Raw genomic sequence first — 22,589 nt, 5'->3', positions numbered from 1 at the left:
TAATAAGTTGGTTGTGAGTTGTCGGTTGTCCGTTGTCCGTGGTTCGGAATTTCTATTCCCTCTTGACTCTTGATCATGTTCATGAGGTAGTTTCAAAAAAACACTTGTTATGGAATATAAAGCGCGTGATTGAAGCAGAAGTTCATTTATCATTACATAACTTCCTGCGATCGCAGGCGGGTTTCCCTTCTTGGCCTCATCATTTAACCATGGCTAGGTTGGTAGCACGCGCTTTGCGTTTGGGACGCAGCGCTTTAATTCAAGTTGGGGCGGGTTGTGGACACCAAGGCCGATATCGCACCAGTTTTATCGCCTCTGCTTTAATGTGGCATGGTTCTGTAATTATTGTCACCTCGGAAACCGTACAGCAACGGTTGTTAAAGGTAGAAATTCCTCGACTCCAGCAGTGGCTACCGGCGAATAAATCCATTAGAACTGGTGATATTTGGCCAAGTCCTGATTTTCAGGGTTTGCTATTGATTTCCCCCGCTGCTTGGTTGAAGGGACAATTGGCTCATGACAATCCCTTTCCTGCTCATATTCCCACAATTATTGATGGTGTTGACGATTTAGAAGATTGGGTGCGTTTTCAGTTAACTGAAGCTATTCAACCCCAGGATTGGGATCAGTTGATGCTTGCTTATCCATATCAAGTTGAGTTAATTCGGGAAGCTAAGGTACAACTGACACATCAATTATTTCAGCACCCGGAAAATCCCTATCACTGTTATCTGATTTCTCAGTCAGAAATAGAAATTTTACAACGTTTATACTTGTCTTTAGAGCCAAATCATCTTCCCGAACCTTGGCGGAATTTTTGGCAAAAAATCCCTAATTTACAAGGTTCTTGCCTCGGTTATACCTCTGACTTTCCCCTGTTCTGGGCGACTATTGCTCGTCGTCAAGGGTTATTTTCTTTATATTATGCTCCTATAGAATTAAGTAAAATCATCGCACCAATTTGGCAGCGTCAACCTGTAGTATTAATTGGTAGTGCTTTAGAACCAGAAACGGAAGCACCTCTTTTTCGTCAACGTTTGGGTTTAAAAGATGTTACCTGTCTAAAGTTTGCTGCTGATAGTCAAGGAGAAGCAATTCAACTTTATGTTCCTTATAAGTTGCCTTTACCAAATACACCAGAATTTCAAGGAGCTTTAATTCATCAAGTTCGTACTTTAGTATGTTTGAGTGCCACAGCGCCAGGAATGACGGTAATATTGATAGGGGACGTGCCACTAAAGGCTAGGGTAGGAGCAATTTTGGCCTCGGAATTTGGTTCACGGGTGCTGGTGGAAAAGACTTGTTTAGATGAAAATGGGATTTTGATTAGCGGTTGGGAATTTTGGCGTGAAAATCAAAGTGTTTTACCAGCGCCCAGATTATTAATTATTGCCACTTTACCCTTACCATCTTTAGAAAATCCCTTGGTAGCCGGTAGGGTAGCTCATTACAAGCGATCGCATCAAGACTGGTTTCGTTTATATCTGTTACCAAAAGCCATGAATGAATTACAAAGAGCGATCGCACCTGTACGCGAAAATCAAGGTATTGTGGCTTTATTAGATACTCGTGTTGTTAACCGCAGTTATGGAGCGCAAATTCTCTCTTCTCTGAGTCCCCTAGCACGTTTAAACTACCTTGATCCTAGTTTATTTTCCACCAATAATGAAGATGATTCTAGTTAATTAATGGCGACAATCATCAACTAATAACTGATTTCTATTAAAATCTAAATTGAACTTGTCAAGAAAGTCAAGGATAAAATTATGGGTGAAGCAAAACGCCGTAAAAATTCACTAGGGGAAGAATACGGACAAAATACTGCAAGAATATTACCTTGGGTTCCCATTACTAAAACTCAAGCTTCACAATTTGTAGCTATCACTACTCGTGGTGCATGGATAGGTATTGGTACTATGGTTGTTGTCTGGATCACAATCAGATTTATTGGACCTGGTTTTGGCTGGTGGGAAATTGTTGGTTAATTTACAAATGAGATCCCCGACTTCTTTTTTTAGATTATGTTTGATATTATAATTAATTAGTAAAGATAATTATAATATGAATATATTTCAGAAGTGGGGATTCTGGGAATGATAATGATTTCAATGATTTAGTTGTAAACTGCTTAATTTTTAATAAAAAATGCTCTTACATTTAAGCACTTGGCCGGAAGTTGAAACTTATTTACAAAAGTCTTCAGGGATTATTTTACCCATTGGTTCAACAGAACAACATGGACCAACAGGACTAATTGGTACAGACGCAATTTGTGCAGAATCTATATCAAAGGGTGTAGGGGAAGCAACTCAAGCAATGGTTGGGCCGACAATTAATGTGGGAATGGCTTTACATCATACAGCTTTTCCGGGAACAATTAGTTTACGTTCCAGCACTTTAATCTTAGTAGTTAAAGATTATTTAACCTGTTTAGTCAAAGCTGGTTTTACCAAGTTTTATTTTATTAATGGACATGGGGGAAATATTGCGACTCTCAAAGCTGCTTTTTCTGAAACTTATGCTCATTTAGAAGACCTACAAATTCCCAATTTTGCCAAAGTTAAATGTCAAATTGCTAATTGGTTTATGGCTGGTTCGGTTTACAAACTCGCCAAAGAATTGTATGGTGATCAAGAAGGTTCTCATGCTACTCCTAGTGAAGTAGCTGTTACTAAATATGTTTATCCAGAAGTAATTAAAAAAGCATTTCTTTCTCCAGAAGTTGCTGGTGGACATAACATTTATGGTGCTATTGATTTTCGTTCTCGTTATTCAGATGGTCGTATGGGTTCAAATCCAGATTTAGCAACGACTGAACATGGTAAACTATTTTATGATTTATCTGTGGAGGAACTGAGTCAGGGATATTTGGAGTTTCTCAAGGAGGAATAGGTTTTTCTCACCCAGGGGTGTTTAAGGAACACAGAGAGAAGTTAAGATGAGGATGATACAAATTCATTATATACACCTGATGAGGATGTTTTAAAAATTGATGGCTAGGCCATGCAGGCTATTGGTGAATATCATCATACTTGTCTATGTCCGTGGGTGAAAGCTACTGTATAAACTAACTCCATCTACCTACGTGGGATAAGGTAAAATCAAGGCTTTCTAATCTAAATAGATAAGTTGAGTCTGTGTATTCCTTTGCATAACCTAGCCTATTGAAAGCATCTTTCTTATCTGCTTTAAAAGTATAAATTTAGACTTTGCAAACACTCTCTTAAATCTTACAGATACTTTAGTCCTAGACATCCTGATTCTGATATTATGCAAGCTTGGATACCTAACACACCACTACAGAATGGACAGTATATCATTAAAAAGGTCATCGGCGCTGGTGGCTTTGGTGAAACCTATTTAGCACTAGACACGGAGGAAAACAGGTTGGTTGTAATTAAAACTCTCAACCGTCAACAACAGGAAAAACCAGATTTTGCAAAAAGACAAAAGAAGTTCCGCAAGGAAGCATTAGACCTATCAAAATGCTATCATCCCCATGTTGTCAGAGTTTACGACAATTTTGTCGAAGATGGACTTTGGGCTATTGTCATGGAACATATTAATGGGTACAATTTACGAGCTTATCTCAGTGAAAATGGGTGGTTGTCAGAAACGGAAGCTTTGCGCTATATTGACCAAATTGGACAAGCTTTAGAATGTATTCATGAACGGGGACTTTTACACAGGGATATTAAACCGAGTAATATTTTGTTGCGACCCAAAAGCAATGAAGCAGTTTTAATTGATTTTGGGTTAGCGCGGGAATTTAAACCTGGTAAGATCAGAAGCATGACAGAGGTGAAAACGGAAGGTTATGCACCTATAGAACAATATCAACGTCACGGACATTTTGGTTATTATACAGATGTTTATGCTCTAGCTGCAACTTTGTATACCTTGCTAACTACCAGAGTTCCTATTCCTTCTAATTATCGCGCTGAATATGATGTACTTTTACCACCGCCGAAAAAATATAATCAACAGATTAGCGATCGGGTAAATGCTGCTATTATTAAGGGAATGGAGTTAGAATCCATAAACCGTCCTCAAACTGTGCGGGAGTTTCGGGAGTTGTTAGGTTTGTCGGTTGAACCTGTTGCGAATATTCCCACACCAGTTTTGGTTGAACCTGTTGCGGATATTCCCACACCACGTTGGGTTGAACCTGTTGCGGATATTCCCACACCACCACCGGTTTATTATCCTCCCGTTCCGGTACAGCAAAGACAGCAGCAAAGTATCTCCAGACCTAAAGGGAAAAGTTATTCTTCTTTCCTATCTAAGGTGAGACAAATTTTCACTCGTCAAAATTCTACTCCTCAATCTGTAAATAAAGAGCTAAAATTAAAATCATCCTCTGGAATGGACTACAGAAAACTGCGTGACTTACTCGCGGCCAGGAAGTGGAAGGAAGCAGACAAGGAAACTTTACGAGTAATATTAGCAGTTGCGCAGCGGGAACAGCAAGGTTGGCTGAACACTAGTAGTATTGATAATTTTTCCTGTGAAGACCTTCGCATTATTGACCAGTTATGGGTAAAATACAGTAATGGTAAATTTGGGTTTTCTGTTCAAAGAAAGATTTATCAAGGTTTGGGTGGAACGAGAAACTACGACAAGAAAATTTGGGAAGCTTTTGGGGACAAGGTAGGTTGGAGAAGGGGAGGACAATGGTTCTACTACCAAGATATTACTTTTGATAACAAGACACAAAAGGTGCAGTTCGGAAACTTTCCTCGTATGTATAATAAAAAGTATATGTATATATTGGTATATATGTTGATCTTCTCTCGCGTTGAGACTTGTAAGTTGTAACAGGACCTATAATTGTGCCATTTTAGCATAAAATTAAATTATAATCTTTAGGATTTGGGTAGATTGATCATTTTATATTTCATAATACCAAATATCTTCTTGTTTTAAGATAATCCGGTGCTGAGAAAGTCTATTAATTAGTCCTTCCTGTTCTAACTGTCCCAATATACGAGTGATGGTTACACGAGTAGAATTGATCAGTATTGCTAAGTCTTCATGAGTTAAACGCATATCAATTAATCTTCCTGTTTGTACTTCTGAACCAAATTTTTTTGATAACCATGCTAATAATCGTATCAACATGGTTTCTACTTTTTTGTGACTGCGAATTACCATTAATTCTTCCGCTTTTTGAATGTGATCAAGCAAAGTATTTGTCAGTTGATTCCAATCATCTACAGGTACAATTTTCGCTTCTACTTTGCTTAAACACTCTATCTGATAAGGTTTCATTGTTGATAGCAGTTCCCCAACTAGATCCCCCGGACCCCATAATCCTAAAGCTACTGTCGTTCCATCTTCTAAATAAGTAGAAGTCATGACAAATCCTGCTTCTATTTGCCATAAAGTATTCTTTTTACTTGGCAATAAAGATCGCCTGGTAAAATGTTGTTGGGTATTGTGAGTAGATGTTTGCGCTATATTTGTGTATAATGACATCAGTATCTATATTACTTTTCTCCGATACAGTAACCGTATTATAGATAGATCTGGTAATAAAAAGCTATTTTCTAGAAATTTATATTATTTTTATAATTTCTATTTAGGGCTTGCTGATAGCGTAGCGTGGCCTTAGCCATATAAACCTAAAACCATTTATTAACAAAGGGTTTCGTGGATTTTTACCACAAAAAAGTGCAAGGTTTTGGCTAATGGTGTCTCAAAATAAGTGCATTTTTCTTTGTTGGATTTGGAAAATTGAGGATATCCAGACAGTTAAAACTATTCCCTGTTCCCAGTTAAGAGTTCCCTCCCCTCACAGACAACTTTTTCAGCAAGGCCTATTTAATTATGCCGATTTCTTACCCGTGCGGGACTACCTGTAGGAATTGCAGCAATTAATTTTTGCGTGTATTCTTCTTTTGGTTCAAGATAAATACTTTCAGATGTACCTGATTCTACAATTTTCCCTTGATTCATGACTAAAATGCGATCGCTCAAAAATTTCACTACACTTAAATCATGGGAAATAAAGATATAAGTGAGTTGAAAATCTGCTTGCAATTCTTTCAATAAGTTTAAAACCTGCGCTTGTACAGAAACGTCTAAAGCTGAAACTGACTCATCACAAATAATAAACTTAGGATTCAAAGCTAAAGCGCGGGCAATACAAACCCGTTGACGTTGACCACCGGAAAATTGATGAGGATATTTTTTCATATCATCCGCACTTAAACCCACCCTTTCTAATAGTTCCACTACCCTAGCTTGTTGCTGTCGTTTTGACTTACCCACACCATGAATTAACAGGGGTTCTATAATCGTTTCCCCAATTTTGATCCGGGGGTTGAGGGAACTAAAGGGATTTTGGAAAATAATTTGCATTTCCCGTCGTAAGTGCTGCAAAGTTTTCCCCGTTGACTGGGTAATATCTTGTCCATTAAAGAATATTTTACCACTCATGGGTTCGATTAGTCGCAGCAAGGTTCTACCCAAGGTAGTTTTACCACAACCCGATTCTCCCACCAATCCCAAGGTTTCTCCAGGAAAAACATCAAAGGAAACCCCATTTACAGCCTTATGGTAGCGTTTTGTTTCTCCAAATACTCCCCGCACAGGGAAACCTACCTCTAAGTTTCGCACTGTTAATAGCGGTTGTTTGGCACTAATAGTTGCCAGTCTTTCTTGAAATTCTTTCTCAGTAATTTCCGCTGGTTTAACTGGTTCTTCAGCCTTAATTACAATATCTCCTAATTCATTTTTGACTACACTCATGTAGTCAGAAACAGTTAAGAGTTTGCGGGGACGATGGTTAAGGGTGGGACGACAGGCTACAAGTCCTTTAGTATAAGGATGTTGGGGGTGATTAAAAATTTGTGCAGCAGGTTCATATTCGACTATTTTACCTTGATACATTACCGCTACTTGGTCAGTAATTTCCGAAATTAATCCCAAGTCATGACTAATAAAAATCATAGCCATATTGCGACTTTTTTGTAATTCAGACAACAATTCTAAAATTGTTGCTTGTACAGTCACATCTAAAGCTGTAGTTGGTTCATCCGCAACTAACACAGAAGGGTTACAAGAAATTGCCATAGCAATCATAACCCGTTGTAGCTGACCCCCTGATAATTGATGAGGGTAGCGATCTAGCATCGCTTCTTTATCTCTCTTTATTAATTGTGCTAATTTAAAACTGTCCAGTGCTGATAAATCATAATTAAGATACTGTTGTTGAATTTGTTCATCACTAGGTAAGAGTTTAACCTCTTGTAAACCAGCGATCGCAATTGCTTTGGCTTGAACTGCATTCACATTTTGATGACGCCTAATTGCTTCTTGCAATTGAAACCCAATCGTATAAACTGGATTTAAAGAACTCATTGGTTCTTGAAAAATCATAGCAATATCACCACCTCGATAAAGCTGCATTTCTTGAGGTGGTAAAGCTAATAAATCCAGCGGTTGGCCATGGGTGGGACAAAACCAAATTTCCCCCCCACTGACTTTACCAGGATGTGACAATAAACCCATAATTGCTAAAGCTGTCACTGACTTTCCACTTCCCGACTCTCCCACTATACCTAGAGTCTCACCCTGATGTAATTGAAAGCTAATACCATCTACGGCTTTCACTTTCCTGCTATCACTAATAAATTCAACTTGTAGATTACGAACCTCTAGCACTATTTCTTTCATATTATCAATTACCAAACAATTTACAATTTCGTTAAAATATCGGATAATAAATATCCCGGAAGTTTAGACAAAGCTAAATTTTGTCCTTGAATGCCTAACTCATTATGGAAAGTGCGAATTATTTTAATAATGTGGTTGATGGTTATTTGATAGTTTTCTGTTTGTTTACTAAATCCATTTAGGGCTTGTAAATGATTTTCTAAAGCAGCTTCTAAATGTCGAGAAAGCATTTTTTTATCTCCATTAAAACCCACATTGGTAACTAAATAATAATTAGCTATTCCCAAAGTATTATGTGTCAACCACAAATCAAAACTTAAGTTTATATTAGTTAATGAGTGAGCAGTATTCACAGCTTCTTGATAAGAATTAATACATAACTTAATAAATTTTTGTTGATCTTCCTTTGTTGTTGTCTGCTGATTTGCTAGATGCCAGTAAGCGATACCGAGATTATTTTGAGTAGCAGCATAGCCCTGGGGTGAATTGGTTAATGTTCGATATTTTAGCACTTCAGTGTAGATCTGAATTGCTAATTGAAGATTTTCCGTGGGTTGTTCATATTGAGAAAGATTCCAATAAGCCGTACCAATGTTATTTTGAATCATCCCATATTTTAGGGGTTCATCTGTCGGTTGATAGTGAACAAGTGCTAACTTATAAGCAGCGATCGCTTTTTTGATATGTTCTACAGGTCGATTATACTGCCCTAAATGCCAGTAGGCTGTACCTAAGTTATTCTGACAAGCAGCATATCTTAAAGGTTCTATTTCCCAACCTGGGTAACGAAGTGCTTCATGATAAGCCATAACTGCCAAATTCCAGTTTTCCAGCGGTTCAGAAAACCTGGCTAAATCACCATAAGCCGCTCCCAAGTTATTTTGGATACGAGCATAAGTTTCTGGTTGAGTATCACTCGTAATTAGCCTGAGTGCTAATTTATAAAAATCTATACCTTGCTGAATATAAATTTTCGCTTCTTCTGAATTATCACGGATGCGGTGTAACATCCAATAAAGTGTCCCCAAATCATTCAAAATATCTAGAATTTGTGGAGAACTTTCATCATAGGTAACCGCTTCCTGATAAGCGAGAATTGCTATCATTAAGTTTTGGAGAGTTGCTTGTCCTTGTTCAATACGCAAGCGATATAAATTACCCAGATTTTGATAAGCGATAGCAAAGCGCTCCCTAGGAATTGCTAACTCATTTCCCTTGGCGTTTTCAATATGTAACTGCTCAATTTGCCATAATATTTCTTGTGTTTGTCCGCTATCATCAGTATTTAGTGTGCCTTTAATTAATTCATGTAATTCCTGGTTAATATCAGATAAAGAAGGGAAACTTTGAGCAATGGTTATTTCAGAAGCTTGAACAGGATATTTTTCAGGTATTTGTATTAGTAAATCGTCGTTTTTATTTCCAGATAAATCTAGTTGATTTGTTTGTCTGATATCTCTAGAAATTTCCTCTTCATCCACAAATAAATCCTGCGAATTTTCCTGATCTAAAGGTAAAGAATCTGCAAAATCCTCTGCATAAACTCTATTATCTACAGTTGGTGTCGGTTCTCCTGCAAATACAAATACACCAGTTCGACAATGCCAAAATTTGGGTGCTGATTGCTGAATTGCTAATAACCAAGGACGAGAAACCCAAAATAATAAACTGGATTCTAAAAAACTACTCGATTCCTCACCCGATAGATATGCTTCACTGAGTTTGAGATAATTCAAGAATAACCGTTGTACTGCTACTGGTTCTTTAGTCAGCATTTCTACCCCCACAATCTGAAATCCTGGGATTGGTAAGGGACGGCCAGGATTATTTTTTGAACCTCCGACAATGGGGGGTGGATAATTAACTAACCATTGATTGATTTGGGCTATGGGATTGGGATCACTGACATTTAATCGCCAAGTGACTAATCTTGGATAAGCTTGAGTGCTCAACTCTTCTCTATTCTCTTGCTGATAGAGGATATTTCCCACTGGATAAGCTAGGAGTGAATGTAAACGCGCTGCTATGCGATTTCTTAACTTTAAATCGTCACATATAGCAAATAGAATTTGTCTACGCAAACCCAAACTCAGGGACAGTTTTAAGCGTTGATAGACTTGCTGATTCTTAACGTTTTTTGTGTGTAGAGTTTCATTCACACTTCTATGTATTTGGCTTTTAGCCCTGTTTTCTGTATACATTCCGACTGAATAAATTTATTTAATATTGATGTCACATATAACGATCTCAGTCTTTAACTCTCGTCTTAAATGTAGTCAACTAATCAGATACGGGTAATATGAATCCATCTTCAGGTCTAGAGTTCATAACTGAGATGTTTTCTCTTTCAGGATTAATTAAGGTTTTCCGGCTAGATCGAAGTTAAAAAAATATAATCATTATAGTTACTATGCTTTGCCCCATGCTAACAAAAAATCAGGCTCTTTGTGAAAGCAAGAACCTGAGATCAGGAAAAGTTAAATTTTATAAAATTCTACAATCAACCGACATTAGAAACAGTGAAGGCCACAAAGATTACTCCCCCAACCAAAAGCGCCGCTGCAATCCCTAAAATAATATAATTACGCTTTTGAGCGTTTGTTGGCGGTTCGGCTTGATAAACCTTGGGTTCTTTGGGGAAGTTATTCAGACGGCCGCCTTCTTCCGTTGTATAGGGCATAAAGTTATTCCTTGTTATCATCTTTTAATTAATGTTACACAAATTTGACATTACTCTCATAAAAGTAGTTAAATAATTAAAATCAGCATATTGAACCCACCACATAGACATCTGGGAATATTTCCTCGGACAGATTTTGATGTTTTGGACATTTAATTTTCACCAGATGTCTAATATACTTGAACGGCGCTGCATAAATGCGGGATGTTTTTTGGGTGTAGAGACGTTCCATGGAACGTCTCTACAAGGGTTTTAAATATATGCGAAATTGTTTTTGATCCCAAAAATCAGCAATGCCACTTTAACCTTTAATTAGTTTACCGCAGGGATAAGTAGCCGTTTTTTCCTGACTAATCTCACTCACAGGCTGATCCTTAGCCGCTAAATAATCTTTTTGCAATGTATCTAATAAAGTTAGACGTTGATCATACAACCGCTTCAGGGAACGAGGTGGACATTGATTCAGTACATAAGCCGTCACTAAAGGTAAAGCAATTGTACTATCAGTATAACAAACAATAGCACTAGGTAATTCATCGGGATCAATTTTACCCCAACTCACAGCTTCAGCGGGAGTCGCCCCAGATAAACCACCAGTATCAGGACGTGCATCAGTAAACTGAACAAAGAAATCATGTCCCCGTTCTTCCAATCCTAAAACCTCGTGTATTTGCGGTTGTGTTTGTAGTAAAAAGTTTTTAGGACTACCACCACCAATAATTACCGCCGCACTTGTGCCTTCATTTTCTCGCGCCCCATAAACAATTGCTGCGGTTTCATTGACATCAATAGCCGGATCTAATACCAATTTTGAACCTTCTAAAGCCAAAGCGGCGACATTCATACCGATAGAACTATCACCGGGAGAAGAAGTATAAATAGGTATGCCATATTCATAAGCCGTCGCCAACAAACAGGAATTTTTCACCCCCAATTGCTGTTCTATTTCCCACACACACTTACCGAGTAAATAATGAAATTCCGCCGTTCCCATACGCTTTTGAAAAGGTTCAGCTTGAAGAACTTTACGGATAAAAGCGTCGGTTTCTAGCAGTACATCGTAACCGAAAATAATGTCATAAATTCTGATTGTTCCTTCTTCCCGCAATTTGACATCATCTAAAAACGGACTACCAGCAAATAGTTCAAAGCCCAAACCATAATGCATATCATGGTAAAGATTCGCACCTGTGCAAATCATCCAGTCAATAAAACCATTGCGAATTAGGGGCGCAAGGGCGGAAACCCCAAAACCTGCGGGTGTCATAGCCCCAGACAGGCTAACGCCTACGGTGACACCCTCTTGAAACACTTCCTTAGTCAGCAGTTGACAGGCTTCCCGCAACCGGGCTGAGTTGTAGGCGGTAAAATAGGTATCAATCAAATCAACCACGCTAACATTGTTAGATATGGGAGTAGGTGCAATTTTCTTACCTTGTTTTTGTGACATTTTTGGGGAATCCTGAATACTAAATATGCCGAATATAATGTTATCGTATTTGTACGGAAGTTCCTAAAATGTTATTTAGCGATATGAGTTAGGGACAATCCTTAATGGTATACTGAAGGATTAATGCAGTTTTGTATTGAGTTTTATTTCTATTATTTGCTATGATTAAAGACAACTAACTTGTTATTAATTATGGCACAAGCTTTAGTGAGTCTCTCTGAAGGAATTGTATCTGAACCAGCGCCATTGGAATTTACCACTGATGGTGTCATTAGGATAGGTAAAACTCGTGTAACACTCGATACGGTAATTGCTGTTTTTAAACAAGGAACAACAGCAGAAGAAATTGCTTATCGTTATCCATCCCTTAAACTTGCTGATATTTATGCTACCATTGCCTTCTATCTCAATCATCAACAAGAAGTGGAAGTGTATTTACAGCAAAGACAGCAACAAGCACAGGAAATTCGTAAAATAAATGAGGCCAGATTTGACCCCCAAGGGTTGCGTGATAGACTGCTGGCGCGGAAAGCAGAACGGGAAGTATGTTGAAACTGCTGGCTGATGAGAATTTTGATAATACTATTGTCAGGGGATTGTTGCGACGTAACCCAAATATTGATATTTCTACTTTAATTGTTAGCACACCAGATACTTGTGGTGGTCGTCCGCGAATTGCTGATACTCGTATTACTGTTCAGTATATTGTCAATGAAATTAAATCTGGTATGACCCCAGAAGAAATTATTGAAGATAAGCCTTATTTGACAATTGCAGGTATTTACACTGCGTTGGCTTATTATTATGCTAATAAGAAATCACTAGATATTGAATTTGCTCGATATCAAGAAGAATGTCAACGACTCGAAGCAGAATATAAAACAAATTATTCAGATCGCAGGTAACAGAATTTATGTAATTTCTGGTCTATCATAACTAATGAATTTGTCAAAACACGAAAATTATACTTCATGCTCTTAGTCTTAACAGTTATTTATCAACAGGGTTTATGAAAAGCGACACACCAGAAGAATTAAATCCAGATCAAGAAATTTCCCGTTTAATTGATGAGGTAATATCATCATCGCAAACTGATGAAAAATACCGTCAAAAAATGCAGCGACGGAAAGAAATTCAAGACCAAAGAATAGCTAAAGCCATACCCGAAAAAGGCTTAATTATCGTCAATACTGGTCATGGAAAAGGTAAAACTACTGCGGCTTTGGGAATGGTTTTAAGATCCCTTGGTCATGGACATAAAGTAGCCATAGTTCAATTCATTAAAGGCTCGTGGGAACCAGCAGAAAAACGCGCTTTTAGTCATTGGGAAAACCAATTGGAATTTCATGCTATGGGAGAAGGCTTTACATGGGAAACTCAAGATCGTGATCGAGATTTGGATAAAGCCGCTGCTGCTTGGGAAAAATCCCTAGAATTTATCAAAAATCCCGATTTTAAATTAGTGCTTTTAGATGAAATTAATATTGCTTTGAAAATGGGTTATTTACAAGTTGAACAAGTATTAGCAGGTTTAGCTGAAAAACCACCAGAAAAGCACGTAATTCTCACCGGAAGAGGCGCACCACCAGCATTAATTGAAAAGGCTGATTTAGTCACTGAAATGACCTTAATTAAACATCCTTTCCGTGATCAAGGTGTGAAGGCGCAAGCAGGAATTGAGTATTAAGAATTAATACGGTAATTTGTATTGGTGATAGATATTTGATGACGATAAATCCTATCTATCACCTATCTATATTACCAAGTTATTAATTACCTAAAACCATCGCTTCCTTGTTGACATATCTGTAAAATTTTTCTATCATTAGAACTTACAGAACTCAAGCGATGATAGTCTTCTAAATTTACTGAATAAGGATAAGTTGTGAACTCATTTTCATTAATTTTAGGGATTGTACTTGTTGTCGCTACCTCTATTGTCCCGACTTCCCCAGGTAAAGTTCTTACCATCATAGCTAATTTTCCTGACTTAGCCAAACTACCCTGAAAACAAGTAAATTCAGATTGGGGAAAATACAAAGCACCAATGATTTGATTTTGGCGTTTTTGAAAAACAATGTAACCCTCTTCTGATTTTCCATACAGATAAATACCATCTTGTTCTGGAAATTGGAGTTTTTGTTTTGTTCCTGATTTTATTGTATTTGTGGATGATTTTGTCGTATTTTTCGTCAGTTTATCAGGAGATAGTTGATAGGAATTAGCAGAATTAGAAATTTGAGGTTGTTCGACTTTCTCCCGTTTTATTTCTCCAAGTTGTGATCTAACCGAATATCCAGAATTACTTTCATTTTTATGATTATGTGATATATAATTATTGCTAGACAAAGTTGCTGGTGATAGTAGTTTTTGATGTTGTTGACTAGAATAAACAATACCTAAAACACCAACGGAAATGATCAAGCCAGTCAGGGGAAATTTTAATTGGCTGGAAGTAATGAGTTTGGAAATATAATTAAGCATACAATTTCTCCTGTAACAAACTTAACCGTTGTTTTTTCGCTTCTTGAAATAATAACTAAATACTAATGATTAAAGATTCCCTCGAAAGTTTCATCTATATATTTTGACTTTAAATCATCAAAAAATCCCTATTTATAGAATTTTCGGGAATAATCAAAAGATAATCATTATTTAATGAATTTACGCTTATCTTCATTAATTCATCCACTGGGGGGATGTAAAATTGAGATTTGAGACTTTTTTACTTTGTCATTGTTATTGTTTGTTTTTCAGTGATCAATAATACACTTTATTTTTTTATGAGCATTTGAGAACAAATTATCCAAACATCTTGTTATCAAACCTTCTTCATTCCTGAACTTCTCGATACAGACAAGGACTAATTCCCAAATTTCCCACAATAAAAACTCAATACAAAAAAATTACCCCCTGGGTTCAGGAGGCGTATATCCACTTGAGATCATTTAAAACACCCTCGTGCGCGTTTATATTTCTAACTAGCAACGTACTCTTTAACATTAGCGCGGCGACGACGTAAATGTGCGAGGGCTTGATGCTCCAATTGACGCACTCGTTCCCGACTCAGGTTTAATCGTTCTCCAACTTTCGCTAAGGACATTTCATTTCCGTCTTCTAAACCAAAGCGTAAGGCTACAACTTGACGCTGTTGGGGTGTGAGTTCAGCCAGCAGGTTATTCAAGTCCTGACGGAGAAATTCCTGGGTGGTATAATGCTCAGGGGAAGGACTATCATCTTCTAACATTTCTTGTAACTCAGTATCTTGGTTATCACCAACACGCACGTCTAAAGAGACTGGTTGACGCGCCATGTTCAGATATTCACGAATTTGAGCAGGTTCTAACTCCAATTCTTGAGCAATTTCGACTGGTGTGGGCGACCTTCCTAGCTTTTGCGCCAATTCCCGCTGAACTTTTTTAATTTTGTTCAATTTCTCAGTAATATGGATTGGTAAGCGGATAGTCCGACCTTGTTGGGCGATCGCCCTGGTAATTGCTTGACGAATCCACCAATAAGCATAGGTTGAGAACTTATAACCTCGGGTAGGATCAAATTTTTCTACACCTCTTTCTAACCCCAAAGTTCCTTCCTGAATTAAATCCAGAAATTCCATATTTCGCTTTTGATATTTTTTCGCAATAGCTACAACCAAGCGCAAATTGGCTTCAATCATTTTTTGCTTGGCTCGTCTACCTTGTACCATGAGATGATTTAATTCTGTTTCTGAATGGTTAACATGGGCAGCCCATTCTGCTAAACTGGGTTCATGATCAATTTCTTTGCGTAAAGCTTCCTTAGCCTCTAGTATTACCATCATTTGCTGTACTTGCTTACCATAAACAATTTCCTGTTCACGACTTAACAAAGGTACACGGCCAATTTCCCGCAGATAGGTCCGCACCATATCAGCCGTAAATTTAGCATTGATATTTTCTGTACTATTTTTAACGGTGGACATTGTTGCTTTTATCCTCTACTTTTTAAACATAATCAATTAATTTCTAAGCAGACAATTTGACAATATATGTGACTGCTTATGGCAAGTTACCATTATTCACTACAATCTGAGTAATCGTTAATAATTTTTAGCTTTTAGTTTACTGTTGATTAACCCACCTCCCTTGAATTTTGGACTCTTAACAACACATTTGACCGGTTTCAAAAATTCTTCTTTTTTTATCTAGTATTTGTCTGAAAAAACAGAATCAGTATGTGTCTACTTTTGTATCATATTTCTACCAAGAGCGTCAATGATAAAGTTCCCAAATAGTCAATTTTGCACTTATTTTCAGTCAAAATGTTGATGATAACTTTACCTTAACTTTCCAAAATTGTGTGGTCTATCCATGGTGACGCAAAAACTTCCCCTCAAGTTGCTTTCAAGTGGCCGGATAACCGAACTTGATTTATTTAGATTATGGAGGAATTTTATGAAATTATGCGTTGTCCGTGGTCTGTTGTTAATTTAAAACTAAAAGCCTAAGTCCGCTTTAGCTAATTCAGCAGCGGTGAATACTTCTTCATCTGACTTTTCTTCCCAAGCCACATCCCCAATTTCAGCGTAAAATGTGGTATCATAAGGACGGGTACGCACAACCACTGGCATAGGAACAGCGTGACCTAAAATCAAAGCCTGTTGTTTAGAGTCTAACTTAGCTAAGACTGAACGTAAACCCCCCCCACCGGATACACCCGTAAAAATAGCATCAATATCTTTCTCATCATTGAGCAAAGCCGTAATGCGAGTACCTATCTGGGACATAACTTCATTATCTATCCCTGATGGACGTTGATCAACTACCAAAAGTGTGACAAAATACTTCCGCAGTTCTCTAGCAATAGTTCCAAAAATCGTGCTTTGGACAACTCCTGGGTCAAGAAAGCGGTGTGCTTCCTCTATTGTAATCATTAATGGTGTCGGCCGATCTAAAGGATTTTTACTTTGGAGAAATTTATCAGCTTTTCTGACATAATGCTCATGTATCCGTCTAGTGATCATATTTGTCACTAACATATATGAAAGCATATTTGACTGGGAACCAAATTCAATAACTACGTTTTTTCCCGCTTCTAAAGATTGAACTATATTTTTAACATAATTTTGTGGACAAGCACTACGCATATACTTTAAGCTATCTAAACGTAATAGTTTACGCTGTAATGCCATAATTGAGCCTTTGTGTCCTCTTTTTTCTGCACAAAACATCTCAATATCTTCATTACTCATATTCAGCAATTGAATAATCCAAGATTTACCCAACTCGCTAAATAGAATATTAGCATTATCCAATGCCGCTTCTGAAAGTCCTAACTCACGATTACATAATTTAATGTCTTCAACTTCTACCTGTTCATAACTAAGGTAGAGTTCCTGAGCGTCCCTAACACCTCGGCGTTTAGTCGAGTCTGGATCAAGGGTGTAAACTTCCACTTTTCCAGGAAATAGCTGTTTTAAACCCTTCACAGTGTTAACGGTTTTCCCTTCTGCGACTGCTTCCCAACCATATTCCGAGTGCATATCAAAAATCAAATTAACAGCCGCATTTTTCCGAATCACTCCAGCTAAAATTAAACGGGTGAGAAAAGATTTACCAGTACCAGATTTACCAAAAATACCATTACTCCGTTCCACAAAGCGATTCAAATCAATACAAATCGGCACATCCATATCTAATGGTTTACCGATAGAAAAGTTTTTACGTTGAGGATCATCTTCCCAACCAAACACCTTACGAAAGTCGTCTTCGGTTGCTTCGTAAACTTGGCTAAAGTGACTAGGAATAGTTTTAACAGGTAATAATTCCATCGTCGTACTGGTTTGAGGTTGAAAGGATGCTAAACTCGTAGAAGATGGTATAAAAGAATTAGGGGATTTACCATTGGTGGAAAAAAAAGGTTCTTGAGATTCCGGGGTAAACATCAACATTGGCGCGAGGTTAATCATTCCATAAGTACCACTACCGGCTAATACCTCGCGCAAAAAACTATCTTCCCAATTGGGAGGACTAGCAACAATGCGGTCATTTGCAGTTCCTAAAGATACATCTGTGAGCAGACAGAAAAAACGAGAGCGTACCCCTTCTACCACGAGAAATTTACCTACCCGCATATCTTCTACGGAGATATCTGGGTGTAATCTGACTTCTAACCCTCCGGTCAGAGAACCTTGAATAACTGAACCTAATGGCTGTCCCCAATTCATGTTAATTTTATTACTTATCCGTTGTTAGTTGTGACTTGTTTGTTGTCAGGGAACAGGGAATAGGGGAAAAGATGATTACCAATTACCAATTCCTTAATCAATGTTAATGTTTGTAGGTGCATTTCCCACCGGTGGTGTAATTCCTGGTAATGGTTTTCTAAATTGTGAGTAAATGCGATCGCGCCAGGCGAAAAATGCTTCATAATCGGGATTATCAGCTATACTAGACAATCCTTTCCCCCTGAGAGAGACTGGTAGATCTAAGTAAGCACCTTCAGGAAACTTTAAAAGCATTGACAAACTAGCTACTGCTAAATCTGCTAAAGTTGGCTCATCACCTGTTAAATAGGGACTATCTGCCAATAATTGGGTAATAATTTCCAAATCTTGTTTTAAGCTAATAATAGCCGCATTTACCGCATCCGTTGTCAAACCCACCCCAAAACCTAGTACAGACAGAAAATCTCCAGGAACACCTTCCACAAAATTTCTGAGAATATCTGGGGTTGAAACTGGTAACAAGGCCTTACGGAAATTTTGGTCTTGACTAATAGCTGCAAAAAGTGCCTTTCTGCCCTTCACACCCATTGACTCATCTGCCCAATCCTCCAATAATAAAGTCAAAGCCCGTTTTTTGGGTTCTGTTGGTATGAGCGGACTATCTGGGTATGTTGAGTCTAAATACTTAGCGATTTCCGTAGAATCGAAAATATATCTATTGCCATCTTTTAACACTGGTACTTGTTTTTGTCCAGTCAGTCTAAATAATTCCAGTTGTCCAATTCCCGGTGCAACTTCGATTTTGCGGTACTCTAAGCCCTTATAATCAAGGATGAGACGGACTTTTTCGGAAAATTGAGATAGTTCCCACTGATATAGTTCTAGCATAGCGTATATTTTCCAACTCGTTTGGTTATCAACTTGATAATTATATCTGGAGTTTTGAGAATTTTTCCTATTAATTAATCTTTTTTTGCTTAATCTGCTGTCACTAAAGTTGAAAAATATTCATATTTTTCTGTGATCATATTCTTCTGTTAATAACTACTGCTGATTATAGCATATCTTCTTGATTAATGAGATACTTTTCTGGAAAATACCCTGCAATTGCAAATCCTTCAATTACAAATACAGGAATTACGCAACTGGCATAATACATCAGATATTAGTGAGAACTTTAGTCCTCTCTTTCTCATGCTATGGGGAATATAGACCAGGGCTAAAGCCCTGACTACAAACAAAATATTATAATTTTTTGTGACACCTGCGTAAGTCCTAAACAATATGATTTTATATTTTCTAGTTGGCAAAATATTATAAGTCTTGATATAACTTGTAAGCAGTCAAGACAAAAAAAATTTATGAAGAGTAATTACGGCAAATTCGGTAAATCCGGTAAATTCAAATTATTAGCATTAGCGAAAATCATCGGTATCATGGGATTAACTGGCGCTAGTCTTTTGATGACTATAGAATCTCAAGCAAAAGAAGTGCGTAATACCAAACCAAGTATTTTCAACGAACCGCTTTATAATCGTGGTAAAAAACCAAATGTTACCACACCTATCACAAAACCCACCCAGCCAGCAACGGAAATTCCCCCTGTTAAACCCACCCAGCCAGCAACGGAAATTCCCCCTGTTAAACCCACCCCAACAACACCCATAACAGAAATCAAAGAAACCAGGAACTTAATAGTATTAGCGAACGCCAATGGCTCATTTAAAACCCTTATTAAAGCCTTAACAGCAGCGGGACTCATTGACACTTTACAAGGAGATGGTCCTTTTACTATTTTTGCTCCTACAGATGCAGCATTTGCGAAACTACCACAAGATGCAGTACGAGATTTGTTAAAGCCAGAAAATAAACAAATATTGCGACAGGTTTTAACCTATCACGTAGTATCCGGTAAGGTACTCTCCAGTGATTTGAAATCTGGAGAATTGAAGAGCTTACAAGGAGATCCTATTTCTATTAAAGTTAATAGTAATGGAGTAGAAGTAAATGACGCAAAGATAACTAAAGCAGATATTCAAGGTAGCAACGGCGTTATTCATCAAATTGATAATTTGATTCTCCCTCCCAGTATCTAGATTTTTGGATTTTTGGCGTTGCTGATTTGGTGTATGAAAATAATTTCTGATCACATCTAAACCATTACAGAGACGTTCCCTGGAACATCTCTACACTTAAATTCATACTTGGTTTTAGCAACGCCAGATTTTTAGTATTTAATTTGTGAAAATATCAAGGTTAAAATTGCCCATTGATTTTCAAAAAAGAAGATGTTACTTAACAGCAAAACCCAGTTTAAATATATAAAGATTTAATATTTAAACTGAGTTTTTTAAAACCTAGTGATCAGACTAACGAGCTTTAGCGGTAGACTTGACTTCCGGTGTTTTTACTTCTTGAAGTAACTGCATGATCAATTGATCAAGCTTTTGCGCTACCTGTTCCTCTTGGTGTAGGTTTTGCTCTAACAATTCAACAACTTGGTTTTGTCCCATTTGTTCTGCCACTTTAATCAAACAACGATAACAAGACATTTCCATTTGTTCGATCTTACTATGCCATTCTGCCAGTCCTAAGTCTACAATTTTGGGATTATCAGCTGATAAAAGTGTAAATTTCTGACATTCACTAATTAAACCAGACGCAACATCACAGGTAATTCGTTGTGGTTTTTCTCCTAAAATATTTAACACCTGTTCTAAGTTTTTAATGTGCTGTTCAGTTTCTTGAATATGTGGCTCAATTACCGTTTTCAACTTATTATTTTGACAACATTGCCACATCATTTGCTGGGCTTCTAAAAAGCGATTTTCTGCATCAAACATGGTGTTTATCTCATAGATAAACTTCTGTTGCAAATTGGTAATTTTATTTGTAATTGGACGCTCGCTAAGTTGAACCATGATTATTCTCCTAATGAGATGAAACTGCATTTAGTAGCCGTTTGATTAACTTTACTTCTACTTTCATTTATTCTCTTCTGACTAAAGACACAGTATTAGGTCTGAAATATCATTTGTTATTTAAATGATCAGATCAGACTTGGGGAATAGGACTATAATTTCTGTGATTAATTTCACTATTATTAATCAAGTTTTGCCCATATTACCGTATTATAAAATACGAAATAGAGTGCCAAAACTCAGTGTAATCACAAAAATCACGAAAATCACGGTTTAGACTTCCCCAATTGCGTTAAAGTAAAGATAAATTAAGAAAATGCTGTCAAAAAAATGGCTGCTCTCAGTTTAGAATTAATTTCGACTCAGTTAGAAAGTCCCAATTTGCGCGATCGCATGATAGCTCTTGCTAGTTTACGTCATGTATCCGCTGATGATGCTGTACCTTTAATTAAAAAGGTTTTAGATGATGATTCCTTGCAAATGCGTTCCATGGCCATTTTTGCTCTAGGTATCAAAAAAACACCAGAGTGTTATTCTATCCTAGTAAAAATTCTAGAAACAGATCCCGATTATGGTATCCGTGCTGATGCGGCTGGAGCTTTAGGATATCTTGAAGATAATAGAGCAGTAGAAGCCTTATCACGGGCATTTTATGAAGATACAGATTGGTTGGTGAGGTTTAGTGCGGCTGTAGCTTTAGGTAATATTAAAGACCCCCGCGCCCATGATATTCTCATTCAAGCCTTAAACAGTCAAGAAATAGTAATTCAACAAGCTGCTATTTCTGCTTTGGGAGAAATCCGGGATATAGATTCGGTAACACATATTCTCCGTTTTGCTCAATCAGAAGATTGGTTAGTGCGTCAACGTCTCGCTGAAGCTTTAGGTAATTTACCCACACCCCAAAGTGTCTCTGCTTTAAAATATCTAGCAAAAGATAGTCATCACAACGTTGCTCAAGCGGCCAGAATTTCTCTGCAACAACTTGAGAAAACCAACAACCTGAGTTGAAATTAAAGTCTCTTCCTAGTTTTTAATAATAAAAGAGATTGTTAAAATTATGATGCAGGGTAGTTTTATTTATGAAGGTTGAAGAATTTTTTGAATTAAGTGCTGGAAAATGGTTTTCTCACCGCACCAGTCACCATTTAGCGTTTAAGCAGTCAGAAGATGGTAAATCAGACATCGTGATTGAGATGTTAGCCCCTGATCATCCTGAAGTGATTAAACTCTGTCAACAGTATGAAATTGAGCCGCATACAGCCACTTGTGGGGCCCGTGTCACCTGGAATGGGACAATGGAATGGGACGAGGAAAAACATGAGGGTTCGACGGTTTTAGCTACAGTTCCCAATGCAGATAACCCAAATGAAGGTAAATTACTGCGAGAAATGGGTTATGCGGAAAAAGCCCCCGTTGCTGGTAGCTATAAAATCGGTGATGATGGTGCTTTGACACTGATTACTGAGTATGAAACTATGTGGTCTGAAGAGAGACTATGGTTTGCTAGTCCTAATTTGCGGATGCGAGTAAGTGTATTAAAGCGGTTTGGTGGTTTTAGTATGGCTTCCTTTACATCTGAAATCCGTATGGGTAGTACGGATGCTTCTAAAAAGGCTACAGAAGCCGCTAATTCGCCAAAATCCTAAAATA

Annotated in this window: 20 protein-coding genes; 10 read left to right on the top strand and 10 right to left on the bottom strand. The window is 37.5% G+C overall.

Features of this window, described 5'->3' with window-relative positions; genetic code table 11:
- The first annotated feature begins 125 nt into the window (after positions 1 to 125).
- The 4 genes from ACIR310F_RS0119125 (at position 126) to ACIR310F_RS27120 (ending at position 4,818) form a co-directional block, all read left to right on the top strand.
- The gene (locus ACIR310F_RS0119125; protein WP_028085205.1) at positions 126 to 1,685 is read left to right on the top strand and encodes a helicase C-terminal domain-containing protein; all 1,560 of its coding nucleotides are present in this window, start codon (positions 126 to 128) and stop codon (positions 1,683 to 1,685) included.
- 81 nt (positions 1,686 to 1,766) lie between these two features.
- Positions 1,767 to 1,985 (top strand): DUF2839 domain-containing protein, encoded by a 219-nt coding sequence (locus tag ACIR310F_RS0119120; RefSeq protein ID WP_028085204.1) that lies wholly within the window; start codon positions 1,767 to 1,769, stop codon positions 1,983 to 1,985.
- A 160-nt stretch (positions 1,986 to 2,145) separates the two neighbouring features.
- Positions 2,146 to 2,892 (top strand): creatininase family protein, encoded by a 747-nt coding sequence (locus ACIR310F_RS0119115; protein ID WP_028085203.1) that lies wholly within the window; start codon positions 2,146 to 2,148, stop codon positions 2,890 to 2,892.
- 378 nt (positions 2,893 to 3,270) lie between these two features.
- Positions 3,271 to 4,818 carry a serine/threonine-protein kinase gene (locus ACIR310F_RS27120; RefSeq protein ID WP_028085202.1) on the top strand — a complete coding sequence of 516 codons (1,548 nt, stop codon included), beginning with the start codon at positions 3,271 to 3,273 and terminating at the stop codon, positions 4,816 to 4,818.
- A gap of 72 nt (positions 4,819 to 4,890) precedes the next feature.
- Here the strand turns inward: ACIR310F_RS27120 and ACIR310F_RS0119105 are convergent, their stop codons facing one another.
- The 5 genes from ACIR310F_RS0119105 to ACIR310F_RS0119085 all read right to left on the bottom strand — a co-directional run bounded on the left by ACIR310F_RS0119105 (position 4,891) and on the right by ACIR310F_RS0119085 (position 11,810).
- Positions 4,891 to 5,478 carry a Crp/Fnr family transcriptional regulator gene (locus ACIR310F_RS0119105; protein ID WP_028085201.1) on the bottom strand — a complete coding sequence of 196 codons (588 nt, stop codon included), beginning with the start codon at positions 5,476 to 5,478 and terminating at the stop codon, positions 4,891 to 4,893.
- A gap of 345 nt (positions 5,479 to 5,823) precedes the next feature.
- Complete coding sequence (locus ACIR310F_RS0119100) at positions 5,824 to 7,680, bottom strand: ABC transporter ATP-binding protein (RefSeq protein ID WP_028085200.1); 1,857 nt, start codon at positions 7,678 to 7,680, stop codon at positions 5,824 to 5,826.
- 20 nt (positions 7,681 to 7,700) lie between these two features.
- On the bottom strand, positions 7,701 to 9,881 hold the full coding sequence (locus ACIR310F_RS0119095) for a tetratricopeptide repeat protein (RefSeq protein ID WP_051289755.1): 2,181 nt from the start codon (positions 9,879 to 9,881) through the stop codon (positions 7,701 to 7,703).
- 299 nt (positions 9,882 to 10,180) lie between these two features.
- On the bottom strand, positions 10,181 to 10,360 hold the full coding sequence (gene psb34, locus ACIR310F_RS0119090; protein ID WP_028085198.1) for a photosystem II assembly protein Psb34: 180 nt from the start codon (positions 10,358 to 10,360) through the stop codon (positions 10,181 to 10,183).
- A gap of 301 nt (positions 10,361 to 10,661) precedes the next feature.
- Positions 10,662 to 11,810: a homospermidine biosynthesis protein gene (locus tag ACIR310F_RS0119085; protein WP_028085197.1), complete on the bottom strand. Its 1,149-nt coding sequence runs from the start codon at positions 11,808 to 11,810 to the stop codon at positions 10,662 to 10,664.
- A gap of 192 nt (positions 11,811 to 12,002) precedes the next feature.
- On the opposite strand from ACIR310F_RS0119085, the gene ACIR310F_RS0119080 reads away from it, so the two are divergent.
- From ACIR310F_RS0119080 to cobO, 3 genes are all read left to right on the top strand, one after another.
- Positions 12,003 to 12,362: a DUF433 domain-containing protein gene (locus ACIR310F_RS0119080; RefSeq protein WP_028085196.1), complete on the top strand. Its 360-nt coding sequence runs from the start codon at positions 12,003 to 12,005 to the stop codon at positions 12,360 to 12,362.
- Complete coding sequence (locus tag ACIR310F_RS0119075) at positions 12,356 to 12,715, top strand: DUF433 domain-containing protein (RefSeq protein ID WP_231387610.1); 360 nt, start codon at positions 12,356 to 12,358, stop codon at positions 12,713 to 12,715. Before ACIR310F_RS0119080 ends, ACIR310F_RS0119075 begins: the two co-directional genes overlap by 7 nt.
- Positions 12,716 to 12,819: 104 nt before the next feature.
- A complete protein-coding gene (gene cobO, locus ACIR310F_RS0119070) occupies positions 12,820 to 13,497 on the top strand; it encodes a cob(I)yrinic acid a,c-diamide adenosyltransferase (RefSeq protein WP_028085194.1) in 678 nt (225 codons plus the stop codon).
- A gap of 86 nt (positions 13,498 to 13,583) precedes the next feature.
- Here the strand turns inward: cobO and ACIR310F_RS0119065 are convergent, their stop codons facing one another.
- The 4 genes from ACIR310F_RS0119065 to ACIR310F_RS0119050 all read right to left on the bottom strand — a co-directional run bounded on the left by ACIR310F_RS0119065 (position 13,584) and on the right by ACIR310F_RS0119050 (position 18,903).
- Positions 13,584 to 14,294: a hypothetical protein gene (locus ACIR310F_RS0119065; RefSeq protein WP_028085193.1), complete on the bottom strand. Its 711-nt coding sequence runs from the start codon at positions 14,292 to 14,294 to the stop codon at positions 13,584 to 13,586.
- Positions 14,295 to 14,787: 493 nt separating this feature from the next.
- The gene (locus tag ACIR310F_RS0119060) at positions 14,788 to 15,771 is read right to left on the bottom strand and encodes an RNA polymerase sigma factor, RpoD/SigA family (protein ID WP_028085192.1); all 984 of its coding nucleotides are present in this window, start codon (positions 15,769 to 15,771) and stop codon (positions 14,788 to 14,790) included.
- A 513-nt stretch (positions 15,772 to 16,284) separates the two neighbouring features.
- Positions 16,285 to 18,015 (bottom strand): helicase HerA domain-containing protein, encoded by a 1,731-nt coding sequence (locus ACIR310F_RS0119055; RefSeq protein WP_028085191.1) that lies wholly within the window; start codon positions 18,013 to 18,015, stop codon positions 16,285 to 16,287.
- A 93-nt stretch (positions 18,016 to 18,108) separates the two neighbouring features.
- Complete coding sequence (locus ACIR310F_RS0119050; protein WP_028085190.1) at positions 18,109 to 18,903, bottom strand: glutathione S-transferase family protein; 795 nt, start codon at positions 18,901 to 18,903, stop codon at positions 18,109 to 18,111.
- Between the two features lie 473 nt (positions 18,904 to 19,376).
- Here ACIR310F_RS0119050 and ACIR310F_RS0119040 point away from each other — a divergent pair, with 473 nt between their 5' ends.
- Positions 19,377 to 20,111 (top strand): fasciclin domain-containing protein, encoded by a 735-nt coding sequence (locus ACIR310F_RS0119040; protein WP_028085189.1) that lies wholly within the window; start codon positions 19,377 to 19,379, stop codon positions 20,109 to 20,111.
- Positions 20,112 to 20,384: 273 nt separating this feature from the next.
- On the opposite strand, the gene ACIR310F_RS0119035 is transcribed toward ACIR310F_RS0119040, so the two are convergent.
- Positions 20,385 to 20,936 carry a YciE/YciF ferroxidase family protein gene (locus ACIR310F_RS0119035; protein WP_028085188.1) on the bottom strand — a complete coding sequence of 184 codons (552 nt, stop codon included), beginning with the start codon at positions 20,934 to 20,936 and terminating at the stop codon, positions 20,385 to 20,387.
- A gap of 330 nt (positions 20,937 to 21,266) precedes the next feature.
- Here ACIR310F_RS0119035 and ACIR310F_RS0119030 point away from each other — a divergent pair, with 330 nt between their 5' ends.
- Both ACIR310F_RS0119030 and ACIR310F_RS0119025 read left to right on the top strand, forming a co-directional pair.
- On the top strand, positions 21,267 to 21,947 hold the full coding sequence (locus tag ACIR310F_RS0119030) for a HEAT repeat domain-containing protein (protein WP_028085187.1): 681 nt from the start codon (positions 21,267 to 21,269) through the stop codon (positions 21,945 to 21,947).
- A 71-nt stretch (positions 21,948 to 22,018) separates the two neighbouring features.
- Entirely contained in the window at positions 22,019 to 22,585 is a 567-nt protein-coding gene (locus ACIR310F_RS0119025) for a phycobiliprotein lyase (protein ID WP_028085186.1), read from the top strand.
- The last annotated feature ends 4 nt before the right edge of the window (positions 22,586 to 22,589 follow it).

The organism is Dolichospermum circinale AWQC310F, from assembly GCF_000426925.1.
GTDB classification, from domain to species: domain Bacteria; phylum Cyanobacteriota; class Cyanobacteriia; order Cyanobacteriales; family Nostocaceae; genus Dolichospermum; species Dolichospermum circinale.
This window is presented reverse-complemented; position numbering and strand designations above follow the sequence as displayed.